Genomic DNA, 17,278 nt, shown 5'->3' on the forward strand with positions numbered 1-17,278 from the left:
GAGATAAAATGCCAAGAAAAAGACGTTGACCTGGTATATTAATAGCTTTTGTTGTTGTTTTAATAATATCAGTTGGACTTTACTTAATTATCAGTAAGTTAACAGGTCCTCAAAATATTTCAACAAGCAAATTTGTTGAATTCATCAAGGATGCAGCAAATAGTCAAGATGATGGAACATACTTTAAATTAATTAAGTTTGATCCCTTCACTAACCAAATGCACGGTACCCTTATAAAAAATAATAGTCAACTTGAGCTTGTTGCACCTGGTTCATTCAACTTCATAAATGAAGTGTTTGAAATCAAAGATCCTCTTAAAGAAGCGACAAAATTTGTAAATAATGGTGTGGTAAGTTCAGGAGAAATTCAAAATGCAGCAGCACCACAACCAGGATTCTTCTCAACATACATTCTTCCATTTATTCCTACATTATTATTCCTAGGAATAATGTTCTTTATTTTTAGATCACAAGCTAAAATGATGTCAGGGCAAGGTGGGGCTATGTTTGGTGACAATAGTCCTGCTCAAATTATTAAATCAGATAAAAAATTCTCTGATATTGCAGGAAATAAAGAACCAATTGAAGAAATTTCAGAAATAGTAGATTACTTAAAAAATCCTAAAAAATATGAAGTTTCAGGAGCTAGAATGCCTAGAGGTATCCTTTTAGGAGGTCCTCCTGGTACAGGAAAAACTTTATTAGCTAAGGCGACAGCAGGAGAAGCTGATGTTCCTTTCTTCTTTGTATCAGCATCTAACTTTGTTGAGTTATTTGTTGGTATGGGGGCTAAAAGAGTAAGACAAGTTATAGCAGAAGCACGTAAAAATGCACCAGCAATTATTTTCATTGATGAGCTTGATGCTATTGGTAGAACAAGAGGAAGTGGTATTGGTGGAGGGCACGATGAACGTGAACAAACACTTAACCAACTTCTTGTTGAAATGGATGGTATTAAAGAAAACTCAGGGTTATTATTTATTGCAGCTACAAACCGTACAGACGTTTTAGACCCTGCTTTAACAAGACCTGGACGTTTTGATAGGGTTATTACAGTTGGATTACCAGATGTAAAAGAACGTGAAGCGATTTTAAAACTACATGCTAAAGGTAAACGTATTTCAAATGATATTTCGTTTGAAAATGTTGCAAGAAGAACACCTGGTTTCTCAGGAGCTCAATTAGAAAACGTAATTAACGAATCTGTTCTTTTATCAGTTAGAGAAAATACAGGTATTATTACAAGAGATCAAATCGATGAGGCAATCGATAGAGTTATGGCTGGTCCAGCTAAAAAATCTAGAACTATTACTAAGGAAGAATTAACATTAGTTGCTTATCACGAAGCTGGACACGCTGTTGTTGGTATAAAAGTTCCTGGTGGTAATAAAGTTCAAAAAATTACTATTATTCCACGTGGTCAAGCCGGTGGATATAACTTAATGATGCCTGAGAATGAAAAATACAACTATACTAAAGAAGAATTATTAGCTTCTATAGCAAGTTTTATGGGTGGTAGAGCAGCAGAAGAAATTATTTATGGAGAAGATAAAATTTCAACAGGTGCTGCAGATGATATTTCGAAAGCAACAGCAATTGCTAGAAGAATGGTTACTGAATTTGGTATGTCTGATTTAGGTCCGATTAAATATCAAGAAGAAGAAGGATCTCCATTCTTAGGAAAAACTTTAGCTACAAGTTCATCAATTTCTAACCAAATTAGTCACGAAATTGATCTTGAAGTTAGAAAAATAATGTTAGAAGCTAAAAATATAGCTACAAAAGTTATTAAGAAAAATAGAGAACTTTTAGAGCTGATTAAAACTTCATTACTTGAAAAAGAAACAATTGTTGCAGAAGAAATCGAATACATTGCTAAAAACTTACAATTACCTCCTGAAAAAGAAAAATCAGAAGAAAAAGCTAGTGCTGTAGGTTTAGATGAATTAATTGAAATGACTTCTGACCCTAATATTGGACAAAGTACACAAACTGATTTTTACGATAATAAAGAAGAAAGTATTTCTGTTGACTTAGTTTCAGATGGAGTTATTGATAGTGATAATTTAGTTACAGAAGATGGAACTGAAATTGAAAAATTATAGTGATTAAACAACTGGTTTTCCGGTTGTTTTTTTATACAAAAATCCTTTATAATTAATAAATTAATTATAAGTAAATTTTTAAAGGTGGATTTTATGAAGAATTTGTTTAAAGAAGTCTTTAAGTCATTATTTAAAAACAAAGCTACTGTTATAGGGTTAACTATCCTTGTATTTTTAACGGCAGGAGTTTTCACTGTTTTAAATGATGCTGCTAAATCAATGAAGCAACAATATGAAGCTGCTAAGAAAAAATCAGTTTCACACAATATTACAATCGATTTAAATCTATCAACAAATGCGAAAGCATACAATGATGGGTATTTTGTTAACGGACTTTCTAAATCAGATTCACTTGTTTACGAAAATAAAAGTGTTTATGATAAAGGAATTAACTATATAACGGATAATTACAAAAAAGAAGGTTATGTAATTGACTTAACAAGAATTACAGATTCATTTATTCCATTAAGTTTATTTGTTGATGAGGAAAAATATAAAGACAAATACATTGATAGAGTTGACTTTATAAAAATCTACAACACTTATGACTTCAAGAATGAAAACGCAAGTTCATTAACATTAGATTTTGATAAAGCCATCAAAACAATGAGAATGAAAACTGATTTCATTGTTAACTTATACAAAAAAGAAAATGACTCATATTCACCTGTTACAACACAAGTTGTTTTAAATTTAAATGACCACTTTGTGCTTGATAAAACTTATAAATTAGAAGATATCGGATACATTACAACAGATACTGAAAGTAATGTTATTCTTTCTCAAGTTAAAACTTTATTCTTAAATATTGTCACAAAAGAAGCTACTTTTGACATGGTTAAAGGTAAAGAATGAATGTATGAAGGAGTTTGTTTAAGTGTTGAACCAGCAACACTTGCTGACAAACTTGGTTTTGATAAATATCAAAATAACAATTACATTTTCATTCTTAATAAAGATAAAAACTCAACTTTAATTAACATTCCAGAGGATGCTAAACCAACTGATGTTGTTAATGTTGAATTAAATTCAGAATTTGATTATTCATCTTTATATGATGAATCAAGAACATTAGACAAACCAATTCCATTTGTTTTTGAAACAAATCATACTTACAACATTCCTTTAAAATGAGCTGCAAAACAAGAGGAATACACATACTACCAAAGAAGAGTTTATGAATCAACATATGTAGATCCATTCAAGAAAAACTGAGATGGAGCATATGTTACATTTATGGAGAATTTAATTAAAGGAAACAATGGTGAATTACCATCAGAATTTAAAAAATTCTCATATTGAAATAAAAACTCACTTAAATACTTTATCCACTTTGATGAACAAGGTGTTTTAAAAGAAAACAAAGAGTTAATTTATGAGAACAATTCAGTTCTTACATATGATTTAACATACAATGAGCAACTTAGATTAGCTGATTTATCAGACCAACCAGGTTATTTAGATAGAGACTTTGCTATTAAAGAAATTATTATTAATGACTTAAAAACTCTTATTTTAAAAATTTATAACTTCACAAGAAAAGAAGTTGACAACCACCCAGAGTACAAGAGTAGAGTTCCAGAAATTGATGCATTAGCTAACGATGTAAACACAAGATTGCAAACTGCATCAATTAACAAATCACAATCAGTTTCAGAATTAACTGATATTTACAACAAGTTACTTAATGATGTAAGTGTTATTGTTCCAAACAATGTTTTACTTTTACCAGTGTTAAATTATGAAAAGAGAACGAAGATTCCTAATTATGCAGAATATGCATTTGATGGATATAAAACAATTGCACAAATTGAAACATCAAGAGATAGATTAACAGAAGAAGAATTTGACAAGTTATCTAATAAAAGAATCTGAGATATCACATTCACAAAAATTAAAAATGGTGCTTTAGATATTGTTAAAAAAGATATCTACAACCAAGTTTCAGAAAAAGTCGGTGTAGATAACATAGGTATCAAGAAATCAATCACAATTGATGCATTCGACACATCTAAAAATGAAAAATTCGTATATCACTTTGTTAATATGGGTGATAATGAACAAAAGATTGATGGAATCAAAAACAATGTAAACAAACTTTTCAATGAAATTGATAATCCAACAGGTTTATTTAATCTTTATTCAAATGTTGATGGTTACTTCAAAACTAGAGAATTACCATATTATGCAATTCACAATATTTTAACCCAAATTATTGGTAACGTCATTCCATATGAAAAATACGTTTCATTAGATATGACATATGGACAAGTGAAAATTTATCAAAACTACCCAGAAACTAAATTATTTGAAGTTTGAGATAGATCGAAAATTTATAAATTAGCAAAATTTGTTGGATCAGAAACAGATGCACAAGGTAATTTATTACCTGATAGCGACTTTAATCAATTTGCTGAATTAGGAATTACTTTTGATCCATCAAGAGAAGAAGATACATACTACATAATTAAACCTGTTTATGATGCTAATAAAAAGTTACTTTACTGAAAAAATGTTTCATTATCAAAAAAAGGTGTTTCTGAATTTGATAAAGAACGTTTATCAACTGGTAGATTAACTTTAAAAGAAACAGATTCATACTTAGAAAACAATAAATTGACGTTAATGGCAAAAATCAATCCAGAAGGATGAGTTGAACATAGTAATGAATTTGATAACGTTGTTTATTTACCTTTTGGTTATAGAGCACCATTAAGTGATGTTTTAAATGAAGCAGCTACACAACAAACTTTAAATAAAGCTTTTGAAAATATACAAAAAGTATTGTTAGATAGCGATTTAACAAAACAAGGATTTTTCACTAAAGACATTATTTATGCATTTATCGAAGCTTCTGAATATTCAGTTAATATAAATAAATTTGCAACAATTTTCTCATCAGGACGTATTGATTTAGGGATTATTCCTAAATTGTTCCTTGATTTCCTTTACAAGTTATCACACAATGTAAATGGTGATTATGCAAACAAACTTATTGTTAACTTATTTACAAACTTAAGAAGATTTATTGCACAAAAAGATACTCTTGAAGAAAGAAAACAATATTTAACTGAACAAATTCAAGAATTATTTAATGTTTTAAATGTACTTGGTGTAGAAGTGCCGGTTAAAGTGGGGACTTTATCAAAATTTATTAAAGATCCTGTTGTTATGCTTGATTCAATTATTGGAATTATTGAATCAGTTAACTTTGTTAAGTTCACAGAGCAATCAAACAACTTTTTCTTAAATGAACATGATCATTTAGTTGATAGAGAAATTACAAAAGCCGATGGAACTAAAGAAATTGTTAAGTACGTAAGAAAATTATCAACGCTTGAATTAATTGAATGATTTATTAGATCAGTTGATCAAAAAGCATTTAAAACGCATTTATTTGACTTATTAGAGAATATTAACATTGCCTTATTAGCTGATGTTAATGATCAAGCTAACCCATTATATGACGTATTTAATTCATTTATGCCTCAACTTAAACCTATTTGACAAATTATTAACTTGTATCCAGGTTCAGCTGATAAATCATTTAAAAACGTTATAGATTGAACTAAGTATGTAATTAACTTATTTGATTTTGACATCTTTATTGATGCTGTTTTAAGCAAAAAACAAATGTTCTACACTGAACATCAAAGTGTAGATAGAGTAAACAAATATGCGACATCAGGAGTTGGATCAAAAGACTTTATTTATGCACTTATTAAATCATTATTTGCATTACCAGGTTCAAATAAAACATTTAAAGAATCAATAATTTCAATGTTTAACGTTTCAGACAAAGGGACAAATATTGAAATTGATGACAACGGATTATATTTAACAATTCCAGTTGCAGATGATGAAAAATTAGACTACTTTGACCTTCTCAACATCTTTATATCTCCTCAACCTTCTTCAACAACTGAAGCAGGAGCAGATACTAATACATCTACATCAACTCAAAATTCATTAAGTTTATTTGACAAACTTTACAACTTTGTTCACTCATACAAAGTTAGATTTGAAAATTGAAACGGAAACACAGTTTCACTAACATCATTCCCATCATCAGAAACAAATGATGCTATGGGTGTGTTTGGATTTACTAAAGACAAAAGAGAAATACCTTTAAGCGAAGCTAAGCAATTAGTTAATGAATGAATTCAAGTTCTTAACTTAGTTGTGCAAACAACTTCAAATGTTAAATTACAACCTAACTTATCAATTGGAGATATTTACAAATACTTTGCAGAATACAAGCCAATTGAAAACAATTCAGTTCATTCATTAGTTCAAGAAGCTATTAAGAAATTCTTAGATATTTCCAACAAAAATAATGACCCATTCTTCTATGTGAAAGAAGCATATCCATTATTCAAAGTTTGAATGAAAATGTTTGATAAATCAGTAAATTCTGACAGTGCAAAAACTAAAGAGTTTGCTCTTGAATTATTAAAATTAGCTAACAATTCAGAAATATTGTCTGATTTTAGTTCATTTGAATTAATTCAACCATCATCACAAAACATTGTTTCATTTGAAAAAACAGGATTTGGTATTACTAAATCACTTGCAAATACTTTAAAACTTAAAGAAATCTTCTTCGCAAAAGATGAACAAGGGAACTATACAAATTCATTATTAGCTGAATTAATTAAAAAATTCGCTGAATATAAACAATATGTGCAAGATAATGAGTTAGAAATTATTCAATCATTTGCATACATTGCAACATCTGAGTTATACGGTAAATTCAACCCAGAGCACTTCAAAGATGTTTATACATCAGAATTTACAAACATTGATTCAGTTGTGTTAGAAAACTTAATTAAAGGTGTATTTTCAAACGAATTATTTGTAAAACACTTTAATACATTTAACATTTACTTAAGTAACTCAATTAATGAAATTCCGGTTGTTAGATTAGGAATTTCAGATGCATTGTTACACCCGTTAACAATTGTTAAACATCCTGAAGTTGCAGTTTGATTCTTAACAAACACAAACAACCTAGGAGAAAGTGGTAAAAATAAAGCAAATATTGCTTACTTGATAATGGATAAGGTTATTAACTTTGAGGAATTAGCTAGAAATGATGTTGAATTAAGTGAATTTATTAGTTCATTCGAAAAAGGAAAACCTGTGTTTGCAACTATTGGTAAAGAATGACTTTTAAATGTTGCTTTTGACAACGAAATTATTCAATACTGATATTCAAAAGTTGGAAACAACATTGAAAATTATTCGCCATTTGGTGTAAACATTATTAAACTTATTGAAGATGTTTTAAACACAATTACAGGTGTTAACAAATTAGATAACACACTTAAATTTGACCAAACAAGTTCATACATTGCAAAAGTTAACTATGTATGATTAGCTAAAAACAAGAAGAAAATTTACGATGGTGAATTACCAAATAATCCAATCGGAATGGTTGAATTAATCAAAAATCTTCCTGAAGATTACAAAATTAATGTAAATGGTTCAGAATTTATCATTATTGGTGACGATTATACATATGATAATATTTATCCAGTTGTGGATGAAGCAAACTTACAAGTTAATACAAATAACCAAGCTATTGTTTACGTTAACTCACAAGGGTTTGACAAAATTGCACAAGCTTACAGAGGAAATGTTGTTAAAGAATACTTGCTTGTTAAGAATTCAACAAACTTAACAAATGAAGAACTTAAACAAGAATTAATTCAAGTTGTTAATAAAGCAACAAATAACTCAAATGATTTACCTAGAGTTTATCTAGATGATGAAATTGATGGAATTAACCCTGAACGTGCAATTAGAATTACTGCAGTTAAAAACTTCATTAAAGTAATCGGATTCGTTTCAAAAATCTTATTATCTATCTTAATTACATTAGTTGCTATCTCAATTATTTTCATTATTAAGAGATACATTACAAACAAAAACAAAGCTATTGGTATTTTAGTTTCTCAAGGTTATACACCATTAGAAATCTCATTATCAATGACTGTGTTTGCGTTCTTTACAATCATTATTGGAGGTATCGCAGGATACTTAACTGGTTTCTTAATACATGCTGAAGCTGTTAAGTTATTAAGTGATTATTGAGCTATACCGATTCAGACGCTAAACTTCTCAATAGTTTCATTTGGAATAAACATCATATTACCACTTGCAGCTATGTCTATACTTATTATTGTTGTTTCAATTCGTTCATTAAGATATAAATCAATTGACTTAATGAGTGGAATAACAGAAGTAAGTACAGGTGACTTCCACGCTAAATATGCAAACTTATTCAAGAAGAGAAATATTAAAACTAAATTTAGTGCTTCATTAATCTTCCACAGCTTCTGAAAACTGGCATCATTTGGTATTTCAATCATTTTAGTTGCTATAACTACATTGTTCGGAATAGCAACCTTTGGTGAATTCGAATCATCAATTAAAAAAACATATAAAAACAGAAGTTACAATTACAAATTTGACTTAAGAACACCTACAATAGAAGGTGGTGGAATTAATTTATTCACAGCACAAGATTTAGAAAACACACTTTATGTACCTGTTGGAGATATTGCTGAAATTAACCAATATCAAAACGATTACTTCAAACCAGGTATATCAACAGCTGTAAATAAACTTGCAATCAAAAACTCTGATGGAACTACATCATATAGATATCCAAACGGAAATCCTACAGATTTTGATGGACACGTAATTTCACAATTCTCAGTTAACATTAAGATTGATTCATCAGTTTCAATTGACCCTTGAGATCAAGTTTACAATTCATTACCCGACTCACAAAAATCAAGAATTACATCAGTAAGAAATGAAATTGGTAGAAGACTTGAAAGAACACAACCAAACTTACATTACAAACAAGATGGTGATAGAAAAATTCTTGATATGACTAAAATGATTGAGTTAGTTCAAGCAGGAACGGTTTCAGGATTCTTCCGTTATGTAGAAAATGAAACTAGCCCAGAATTAGGTAAATTTGTTTATCTTCAAGCTAACAAAAATAAAACTGATTTTGATGAAATAATAATTTCAACATCAGCTTATAGAGATGAATATAGAGAATTCTTAATTAATGGATACAAACAAATCTATAAAGAAAATGGTAAGTTATTAAAACGTAATCCTAATGCATCAGTTGTAAGTGACTTCTTAGTTTCATTTGGTGGCTTATATTTTGACCCTGAATTTGATGAGCTTTACACATACGTAGATGCAAATCAAATTAAGAGAGGTAAAATCAAGAACGAAACTATTAAGTTATATGGTTACCAAGAAGATTCAAAACAAATTAAGATTAAATCTACTAATGGACAAGATTTACTTAAATTAATTAATGACGAGTTTAGTCAAAACGGATTTGATGTTAACGATAAACCTATTCCACTTATCATTAACGAAGTTTCATCAAAAGCATTTAACTTATTAGTTGGATCTAAATTTGAAGTTGTTGTAAACAATAATGTAAATAGATTCAAAGATAAGATAAATGAATATTATGAGAAATTAGATAACCCTGAATATAAAGAACCAGAGAGACAAACTTACAAATTCATTGTTAGAGGTATAAATCCAACATATATTAATAATGAGTTTATTATTCCTAAAAAAGCTGCTGATATACTTACAGGATTAGATAAAGTTAAACATAACCCTAAATATGAAGTGTTTAACGGTATTATGTCTAAACACCCATTACCAATGCAATTATTATCATCAGCTGGATTATATTCAAACAGTGGTTACTGACCAGCTATCCAATCATTTGACACATCTACTTTAACAACTAAATATCTTGAAGATATGTTTGATGCATTATTTGGATCAAGACAAACAGTAGATAACTCAACAATCGATGGAGTAATGAGTACTTTAGGATATTCAGACTTACAAATTGCTAAATTTATAAATCCTGAATATAAAGAAACTGAAAGCATCAAAGATAACTACTTATTAGCAAGAGCTAATGCAGAACAACACATTAAGAAGTTTGCTAATATATTCAATAACGACTTATATATCCCTATGGCTAATACTTTAGATTCTAAAGTTATTGAAGTGGGTTACACAATGTCTATTGCACAAACAGTTCAAAAAATTGTAACTATTGTAACAATCTTAGCATTCATAATTTCTATAGTTATATTGGTAATCATTTCAACAATTCTTATTGGAGAAAATGAGAAGAATATAGCTATCTGATCAATTCTTGGATATAATGAAAAAGAAAAAATTAAGATTTTCTATGGAATTTACTTACCATTTATTCTTATATCTATCTTAATAGCTATCTCATTAGCATTTGGATTTATATCAATCTTTAGTGGTTTCTTAACATCAGCTGCATCTATTGCAATTCCTATTGTTATTTCACCTCTAAACATATTAGTGACAGTATTAGTTATTCTAGGAGTATTCTTAGTAACGTCAATATTATCTTGAATCGGAATTAACAAAGTTAAACCAATTGATTTATTGAAAGGTAAATAATGGAAAATAAAAACGTAAATGTAAACAATGACACAAATAAAGACACTCAAGAAGTTGTTGTTTTAACTAAAAAGACATCAGATGTCAAAATTACAAAGAAAAATGTATTTGACATTCTTGATGCTGATGGTGGAAGCAACAAAGTTGTATTAGACAGATCAATTGCTAGAGTTATTAGAAAAGCTTCAAACAAAAAGAGATCTAAAGATGGTAATGAAAAACTTAAAAACACAGGTAACGCAGTCATAGAAGTTAAAAACGTAAGTAAGTTTTACTTGTCAGGAACTACAGCTACTAGAGTTTTAAAGAATGTTTCATTAACAATTAACAAAGGTGAATTTGTTATGATCTTTGGTAAATCTGGAGGTGGAAAAAGTACATTACTTAACCTTATAAGTGGACTTGATAGACCAAGTAGAGGACAAGTTATTGTATGTAATCAAAACTTACCTTACTACTCAGATTTAAAACTTACTTTATTTAGAAGAAAACACGTTAGCTTTATCTTCCAAAATTACAACTTATTACAAAATCTAAATGGTTATGACAATGTTGAAACTGGTGCTTACTTACAAAAAGATAAAAGCAAAAGATTAAACATTGATAAGTTATTTGAAGAATTTGAACTAGAAGATGTTAAAAACAAATATCCATCACAAATGTCCGGGGGACAACAACAACGTATTTCAATCCTACGTGCATTGGCTAAAAATGCTGAAATCATTTTCGCTGATGAACCCACAGGAGCACTTGATGATGCTACTTCGAAGATTGTTTTAAATTACTTATATGACATTAATAAAAAATATGGTGTTACTATAGTTATGGTTACTCACAACCCTCTTATAGCACCAATTGCTGATAAAGTTTTCACAATCAAAAACGGAAAAGTTGCTAATATCACAGTTAACAAAACTACAAAACATCCAAAAGATATTGATTGAAAAGAATAATTAATTATGTTGAATAATACTTACCACAAAATAGTGGTGAGTATTTTTTTATACCTTGGAGACTATGGAATAAGTACAATTGGAATACAAAAAGTATAATAAAAACAGACTTTAAAAGTCTGTAATTTAAATACTATTTACGTTTCATTGTAGGGAATAAAAGAACATCACGAATTGAATCTTTTTCAGTTAATAACATTGTTAATCTATCAATTCCAATTCCACATCCACCTGTAGGTGGCATTCCATATTCTAACGCTTCAACGAAATCTCAATCAATGTCACTAGCTTCATCGTTTCCATTGTTCTTTTCTTTTAATTGATCTTCAAAACGTTCTAATTGGTCAATTGGATCTGATAACTCAGTGTACATATTTGCATATTCTTTTGTGTTAATGAACAATTCAGCTCTTTCAACGAATCTTGGGTCTTGACCTTTAGCAGTAAGAGGAGAAATTTCTAATGGATGTCCATATACAAAAGTTGGTTGTATTAATGTTTTTTCAATAAGTTCTTCAAAAAGTTCATTAATAATGTGACCTAATTGATGGAATTTTTGAATTTTAATACCATATGATTTAGCAACCTCAACAGCTTCATCAAATGAAATGTTTCTAAAATCTTTACCTGTAGCTTTAGAAACAGCTTCAACCATATCAACTCTGTTAAATGGTTTTGTTAAATCAATTTCAATACCTTTGTTAATAACTGTTGATTTACCTAATTTAGCTGCAACTCTTTTAATAAGTTCTTCTGTACGTTGCATCATTCCTTCAAGGTTTGAGTAAGCTTCGTAGAATTCAATTGAAGTAAATTCAGGGTTATGAGTTGTGTCGATTCCTTCGTTTCTGAAAATACGACCAATTTCATAAACTCTATCAACTCCACCAACTAAAAGCTTTTTAAGAGGAATTTCAGTAGCAATTCTAAGAACAAATTCTTGATCTAATGCATTGTGATGTGTTTTAAATGGACGAGCAGAAGCACCTGATAAATAATCATGTAAGAATGGGGTTTCAACTTCCATATATTCTCTTTCATCAAAGTATCTTCTAATTTCACTAATAATTTTTGTTCTATTTCAGAACACTTGCATTGATTCATCATTAACAATTAAATCAACATATCTGTGTCTGTATCTTTCTTCAACATCAGCTAATCCATGGTATTTATCAGGAAGTGGTTTAAGAGCTTTTGTTAAAAGTTTAATATTTTGAACTTTAACAGTAACTGCACCTGTGTGAGTTTTCATAACATTACCTTCAACATAAATAATATCTCCTAAGTCTAAAGATGATACTAATGCATTAACAGATTCATCATGTTCTTTTTTGTTGAAGTAAGCTTGAATTTTTCCGTGGTAGTCTTTGATTAAAATGAAAGGTCCACGCATTGTTAAAATTCTACCTGCAATAGCAACAGAAACTGGATTTTGTTCTAATTCTTCTTTAGATACATTTTCGTATTTAGAAGTTAATTCATCTGAATATGACCTTTCTTTTAATCCATCTGCTTTTGCAAAAGCTTGAATATTATTTTCTTTGTAAAAGTTTAATTTATTACGTCTTACTTGTTCTTGTTCTGTATATTTTGTCATATCTTTTACTCCATTAATAAATATGTTTAAAGTATACCACTAATATTAAAAATATTAGTGGGGTAATATTAGAAACATAACTAATAAAATATTGATAGTAACACACGTATTTTTTTGAAATTATTTGATTTGAATTTTATTGTCTAAAAAAACAAAAAAACTACCGAAATAGGTAGTGATTTCAAAAAAAATTTTTTATAAAATGGTCGCTTTAGATTCTATCTTCTTTTACTTTTCTAGCTGAAATTGTTACGTGTTTTGGACAAGTTAACATTTTTTGATCTGGTGTGAATTGAACATATAAAACATTCTCATTATATTTACGGTCATATTTAACAGTTCCTTCAGGTCTTAAAAATTCTAAATGAACTAAAGGCACATTAAATACTTCTCTTTGTTCTTCAGGAATTCTTAAATCAACAATTGGGTAAATTTCTACTGAACCACCTCAAAGTATGTTGTTTTTAATCATATCTTTTTCTTCTTGAGGGAAGAATTCATCAACCTGTTTAAATGAAGTTTCTAAAACTTTATCTTGTTGTTCATATGATAAAGTTTTAAATTGTGGATCTTCAGCTAACTCTTTTCTCAACACTTCTTTATACACTTCAAAGTCTAATAAATATTTTTGTTCTCTAACCATTAATTTAATAACAATATCAAATGGAACTACATCAGCAATTGTTCCAAAAGCATATCTATAATCTTTATTGCACATATCACAATGTGCTGTAACTAATGAACCCATAATATCTCCTTGTTTGGAATAAAATCAATATATTAATTATATTTAACTTTATAATTTACTTATGTTAGATTTTGAAAAGAATTATTGAGACAAATATGATGTCATTATTGGTTTAGATGAAGTAGGAAGAGGTTGTTTAGCTGGTGAGTTAGTAGTTGCTGGTGTGATTTTTCCTAAAGGATACTCAAATAGCAAAATTAAAGATTCTAAACAGTTAACTGAAAAACAAAGAGAAGAACTTTATGAAGAAATAGTCAACAATTGTGTTGAATATGTCATTGAAGTTAGAACTCTTGAACAAATCAATAATTCAAATCCTAAAAGAGAATCAATTTTAGGTATGGAATCTATTGTTAAAAAACTTAAAAACAAACCTGATTTGATAATTACAGATTATGAAAAATTAAATTTAGAAAACTATGAACAAATTAATTTAGTTAAAGGTGATTCAATTTCAATTTCTGTTGCTGCTGCTAGCATTTTAGCTAAAGTCACAAGAGATAGAATGCTTAAAGAATATTCGAAAATATACCCTGAATATGATTTTGAAAATAACAAAGGTTATGGAACTAAAAAGCATTTAGATGCTTTAAATGTGTTTGGTCCAACTAAAATACATAGAACTAAATACAAACCAGTTGTAACATCATACGAAAAGCATCGAAAATATAGATAAATTGACTAGGGTCACCTAGTTTTTTTTAATAAAAAAAACACTCAGAAAACTAAAGTGCTTGAAAATTAAATTAAATCTATTTCATATTTTTTAGCTAACATTGAGCCTCCAAAACTAAAGATTGGACCAAATACACAGGCTAAAATATATAATACTGCTATTACAATATGATCTTCTGTTTTTCTGTGAAAAAGTCTAACAATAGCAATGATTTGCAAAAATATTAATATTATGTAAAGAATAAATATAATCGTTCCTATGATTGAGGCAATTATTTTTATTTTAGCAATTCATTCTGAATAATATGAATTTGAATAATATGAATAATAATAGTAACTTTGTTTTTGCATCGCAACAGCTGATCATATTATGTATATAATGAATACAGAAATAATAAATATTCAAATTAATGATAATCAGAATATTGGTCTCGTATAATACGTTTTGTTTCTTATTTTGTTTTCCATATATATCCCTTCGTTTTTATCTATATCCTTATTCTAAAAAAAAAAAAAAAAGCAAAGTAGAAAGTGAAATATTTTTGTTTTATAATATGACTATGAAAAAAGAAGTGCAAATTAAAATTGAAATTCAAAAAAATTCAAGAATCAAGTATGAATACAACAGAAAAACAGGACAAATTGAAGTAGATAGAATCTTACGTGAAGATTTTGTTTACCCTTGCAACTATGGTTTCATTCCTGAAGCATTAGACTGAGATGGAGACGAACTTGATGTATTATTATATTCATCAGAACAATTCATTCCAGGTTCATTATTAAATGCAAGAATTATTGGTGCTATGAAAATGATTGATGACGGTGAAACTGATACAAAATTAATTGCAGTTCACGCTGATGATTACAGATTAGATCATATTAACTCATTATCAGACTTACCAAGACCATTTTTAGATACAGTTAAAACATTCTTTAGTACATACAAAAACTGAAAACGTCCAGGAATTACATCGGTTGATGGATTTGAAGATGTTGAATGAGCTATTGCTGAATATGAAGAATGTGTTGATTTAATGAACAAATATGGTTCAATGGATAAAAAAGAATTCATTGAATTAATGAAACAAAAACATCCTGAAAAATATGTTGCTTAATTAGATATTTTTCTATCCTTTAAGGGATAGATTTTTTTATTTCTTAACAAAAAATCTTATGAAAAAAAGTTAGATTTTAAGTAAAAAAATAGTAAAAAATTAACTTTTTACAAAATAGAAAGAAAAATATGAAGAAAGTTTTGTTTTTAAATAGTAATCTTTCGTTTAAAGAAAACTCTTGCTTAAGTAAAGTTACAAATAATGTCATTAAGTATTATCAAAATAAATTAGGAATCAATCTTGAATACATTGATTTAAATGAAATAGAGTTTTCGCAGCACATAATGTCTCAAAACAATTTGAAAGATTTTAGTTACTCAATATTTGATAAAACCGCTATTAATTTGCAGAAATATGAAAATAAGGAATTTATGAATAAAAAAATTAACAAATTATTAAAGAAAATTGAAAATTAAGGAGAAATTAAAATGGTTAAATTAGGAATAACAACATTTAGCGAAACAACAAAAATCCATTCAACAGTAATATTGCAAAAAGAGTATTACTTATTGTTTATGCTGTAATCGGGGTAATTCATATTCATTTGCAAAATTGCTAATATATAGAACTACATTTAAATCATTTGGATATGATGAAGAAGTTGCGCCAATTGTTGGAGAATACTTTTAGAATAAAGATAATTCAAAAAATTAAGCACATAATTGTACCTTTTTATATAGCTCTACAAGCTATAAAAGTAAAATTCATAGTGATATAGTTAACTGAAATTTGTCAACTGAGGAGTTTTATGACTTTAGACTTATTAAAGGAAGAATGATTTGTAAATAATTACTATATTTTTCTATATGAAAATGACTTACTAGAAAATAAATTAGAAAATAATGGTTCTATTACCTATTTCGAAAATGGATTGGTAATTAACACTTTTAGAAATGATGCATATTCTGCATTTATATCTAATGTAAACTACAAAAAAGAAAATGTAGAGAAAATTATTAATTTGCTTTCAGATTTTTCACCAACTGTAATAACTTATGGCAATGCTTGCTTGAACTTGGTTCATCAAATCAGTAATCTTAATAATTATGAAATTTACAATCAAACTATTGCTGCATTAGATAAAGATGATTTTGCTTTTAGCGAAGCAAAGGAAGAAGCATTAGATAAAAAGATATTAATTAGAAGAGTTGATTTATTTGATTTTGATGAAATCAAAAAATTCCTCGAAGAAGAAAATTTTTATCCAAACTCAAGAAATCATTGAGTTGCTTCTTATAAAAAATATATTCTAGAAAATAACTTAAACTATGGTTATATAGCTTTAAAAGATAAAAAAGTAATTTCTCACGCTTGTGTTGTTTATACAAATTATAAAAACGCAGTAATTTGAGGAGTAGCAACAAATACAGAATTTAGAGGTCTAGGTTTAGCTTCGCATTTAGTTTCACTACTATGTAAGGATATATTAAACAATAATCTTGAACCACTTTTATATTACACAGAAGAAAAGATTGGTAACTTATACAAAAAGTTAGGCTTTAAAGATAAAGCACAATATTTTATAGCTTCAAAAGTGGAAAATTAGTTAAATAAATTAAATTTATTTAAAAATAATAATTTTC

The 17,278-nt window shown here is 28.1% G+C and carries 10 protein-coding genes; 7 read left to right on the forward strand and 3 right to left on the reverse strand.

The window, feature by feature from the left end; all coding sequences use genetic code 4:
• Positions 1–8 precede the first annotated feature (8 nt).
• The 3 genes from ftsH (at position 9) to ACMZI9_RS01015 (ending at position 11,560) form a co-directional block, all read left to right on the forward strand.
• A complete protein-coding gene (gene ftsH, locus ACMZI9_RS01005; protein ID WP_323176751.1) occupies positions 9–2,105 on the forward strand; it encodes an ATP-dependent zinc metalloprotease FtsH in 2,097 nt (698 codons plus the stop codon).
• Between the two features lie 93 nt (positions 2,106–2,198).
• Positions 2,199–10,607, forward strand: coding sequence for an ABC transporter permease (locus ACMZI9_RS01010; RefSeq protein WP_416099066.1), 8,409 nt, complete (start codon positions 2,199–2,201; stop codon positions 10,605–10,607).
• Positions 10,607–11,560 (forward strand): ABC transporter ATP-binding protein, encoded by a 954-nt coding sequence (locus ACMZI9_RS01015; RefSeq protein WP_323176749.1) that lies wholly within the window; start codon positions 10,607–10,609, stop codon positions 11,558–11,560. The genes ACMZI9_RS01010 and ACMZI9_RS01015 overlap by 1 nt, the downstream gene beginning before the upstream one ends.
• A gap of 133 nt (positions 11,561–11,693) precedes the next feature.
• Here ACMZI9_RS01015 and lysS read toward each other — a convergent pair whose 3' ends face one another.
• Entirely contained in the window at positions 11,694–13,157 is a 1,464-nt protein-coding gene (gene lysS / locus ACMZI9_RS01020) for a lysine--tRNA ligase (RefSeq protein WP_323176748.1), read from the reverse strand.
• A 211-nt stretch (positions 13,158–13,368) separates the two neighbouring features.
• A complete protein-coding gene (locus ACMZI9_RS01025) occupies positions 13,369–13,905 on the reverse strand; it encodes a hypothetical protein (RefSeq protein ID WP_323176747.1) in 537 nt (178 codons plus the stop codon).
• Between the two features lie 61 nt (positions 13,906–13,966).
• Here ACMZI9_RS01025 and ACMZI9_RS01030 point away from each other — a divergent pair, with 61 nt between their 5' ends.
• Positions 13,967–14,581, forward strand: a complete 615-nt coding sequence (locus ACMZI9_RS01030; protein ID WP_323176746.1) for a ribonuclease HII — start codon at positions 13,967–13,969, stop codon at positions 14,579–14,581.
• A 65-nt stretch (positions 14,582–14,646) separates the two neighbouring features.
• Here ACMZI9_RS01030 and ACMZI9_RS01035 read toward each other — a convergent pair whose 3' ends face one another.
• Complete coding sequence (locus ACMZI9_RS01035; RefSeq protein WP_323176745.1) at positions 14,647–14,931, reverse strand: hypothetical protein; 285 nt, start codon at positions 14,929–14,931, stop codon at positions 14,647–14,649.
• Between the two features lie 209 nt (positions 14,932–15,140).
• Between ACMZI9_RS01035 and ACMZI9_RS01040 the strand changes: the two genes are divergently transcribed.
• The 3 genes from ACMZI9_RS01040 (at position 15,141) to ACMZI9_RS01050 (ending at position 17,241) form a co-directional block, all read left to right on the forward strand.
• Positions 15,141–15,695 carry an inorganic diphosphatase gene (locus ACMZI9_RS01040; RefSeq protein WP_257089104.1) on the forward strand — a complete coding sequence of 185 codons (555 nt, stop codon included), beginning with the start codon at positions 15,141–15,143 and terminating at the stop codon, positions 15,693–15,695.
• A gap of 128 nt (positions 15,696–15,823) precedes the next feature.
• Complete coding sequence (locus ACMZI9_RS01045; protein ID WP_323176744.1) at positions 15,824–16,111, forward strand: hypothetical protein; 288 nt, start codon at positions 15,824–15,826, stop codon at positions 16,109–16,111.
• Positions 16,112–16,443: 332 nt separating this feature from the next.
• On the forward strand, positions 16,444–17,241 hold the full coding sequence (locus tag ACMZI9_RS01050; RefSeq protein ID WP_323176743.1) for a GNAT family N-acetyltransferase: 798 nt from the start codon (positions 16,444–16,446) through the stop codon (positions 17,239–17,241).
• Positions 17,242–17,278 lie beyond the last annotated feature (37 nt).

The organism is Mycoplasma sp. 4079 (assembly GCF_047785185.1).
Classification (GTDB): Bacteria; Bacillota_I; Bacilli_A; order Mycoplasmatales; family Metamycoplasmataceae; genus Mycoplasmopsis.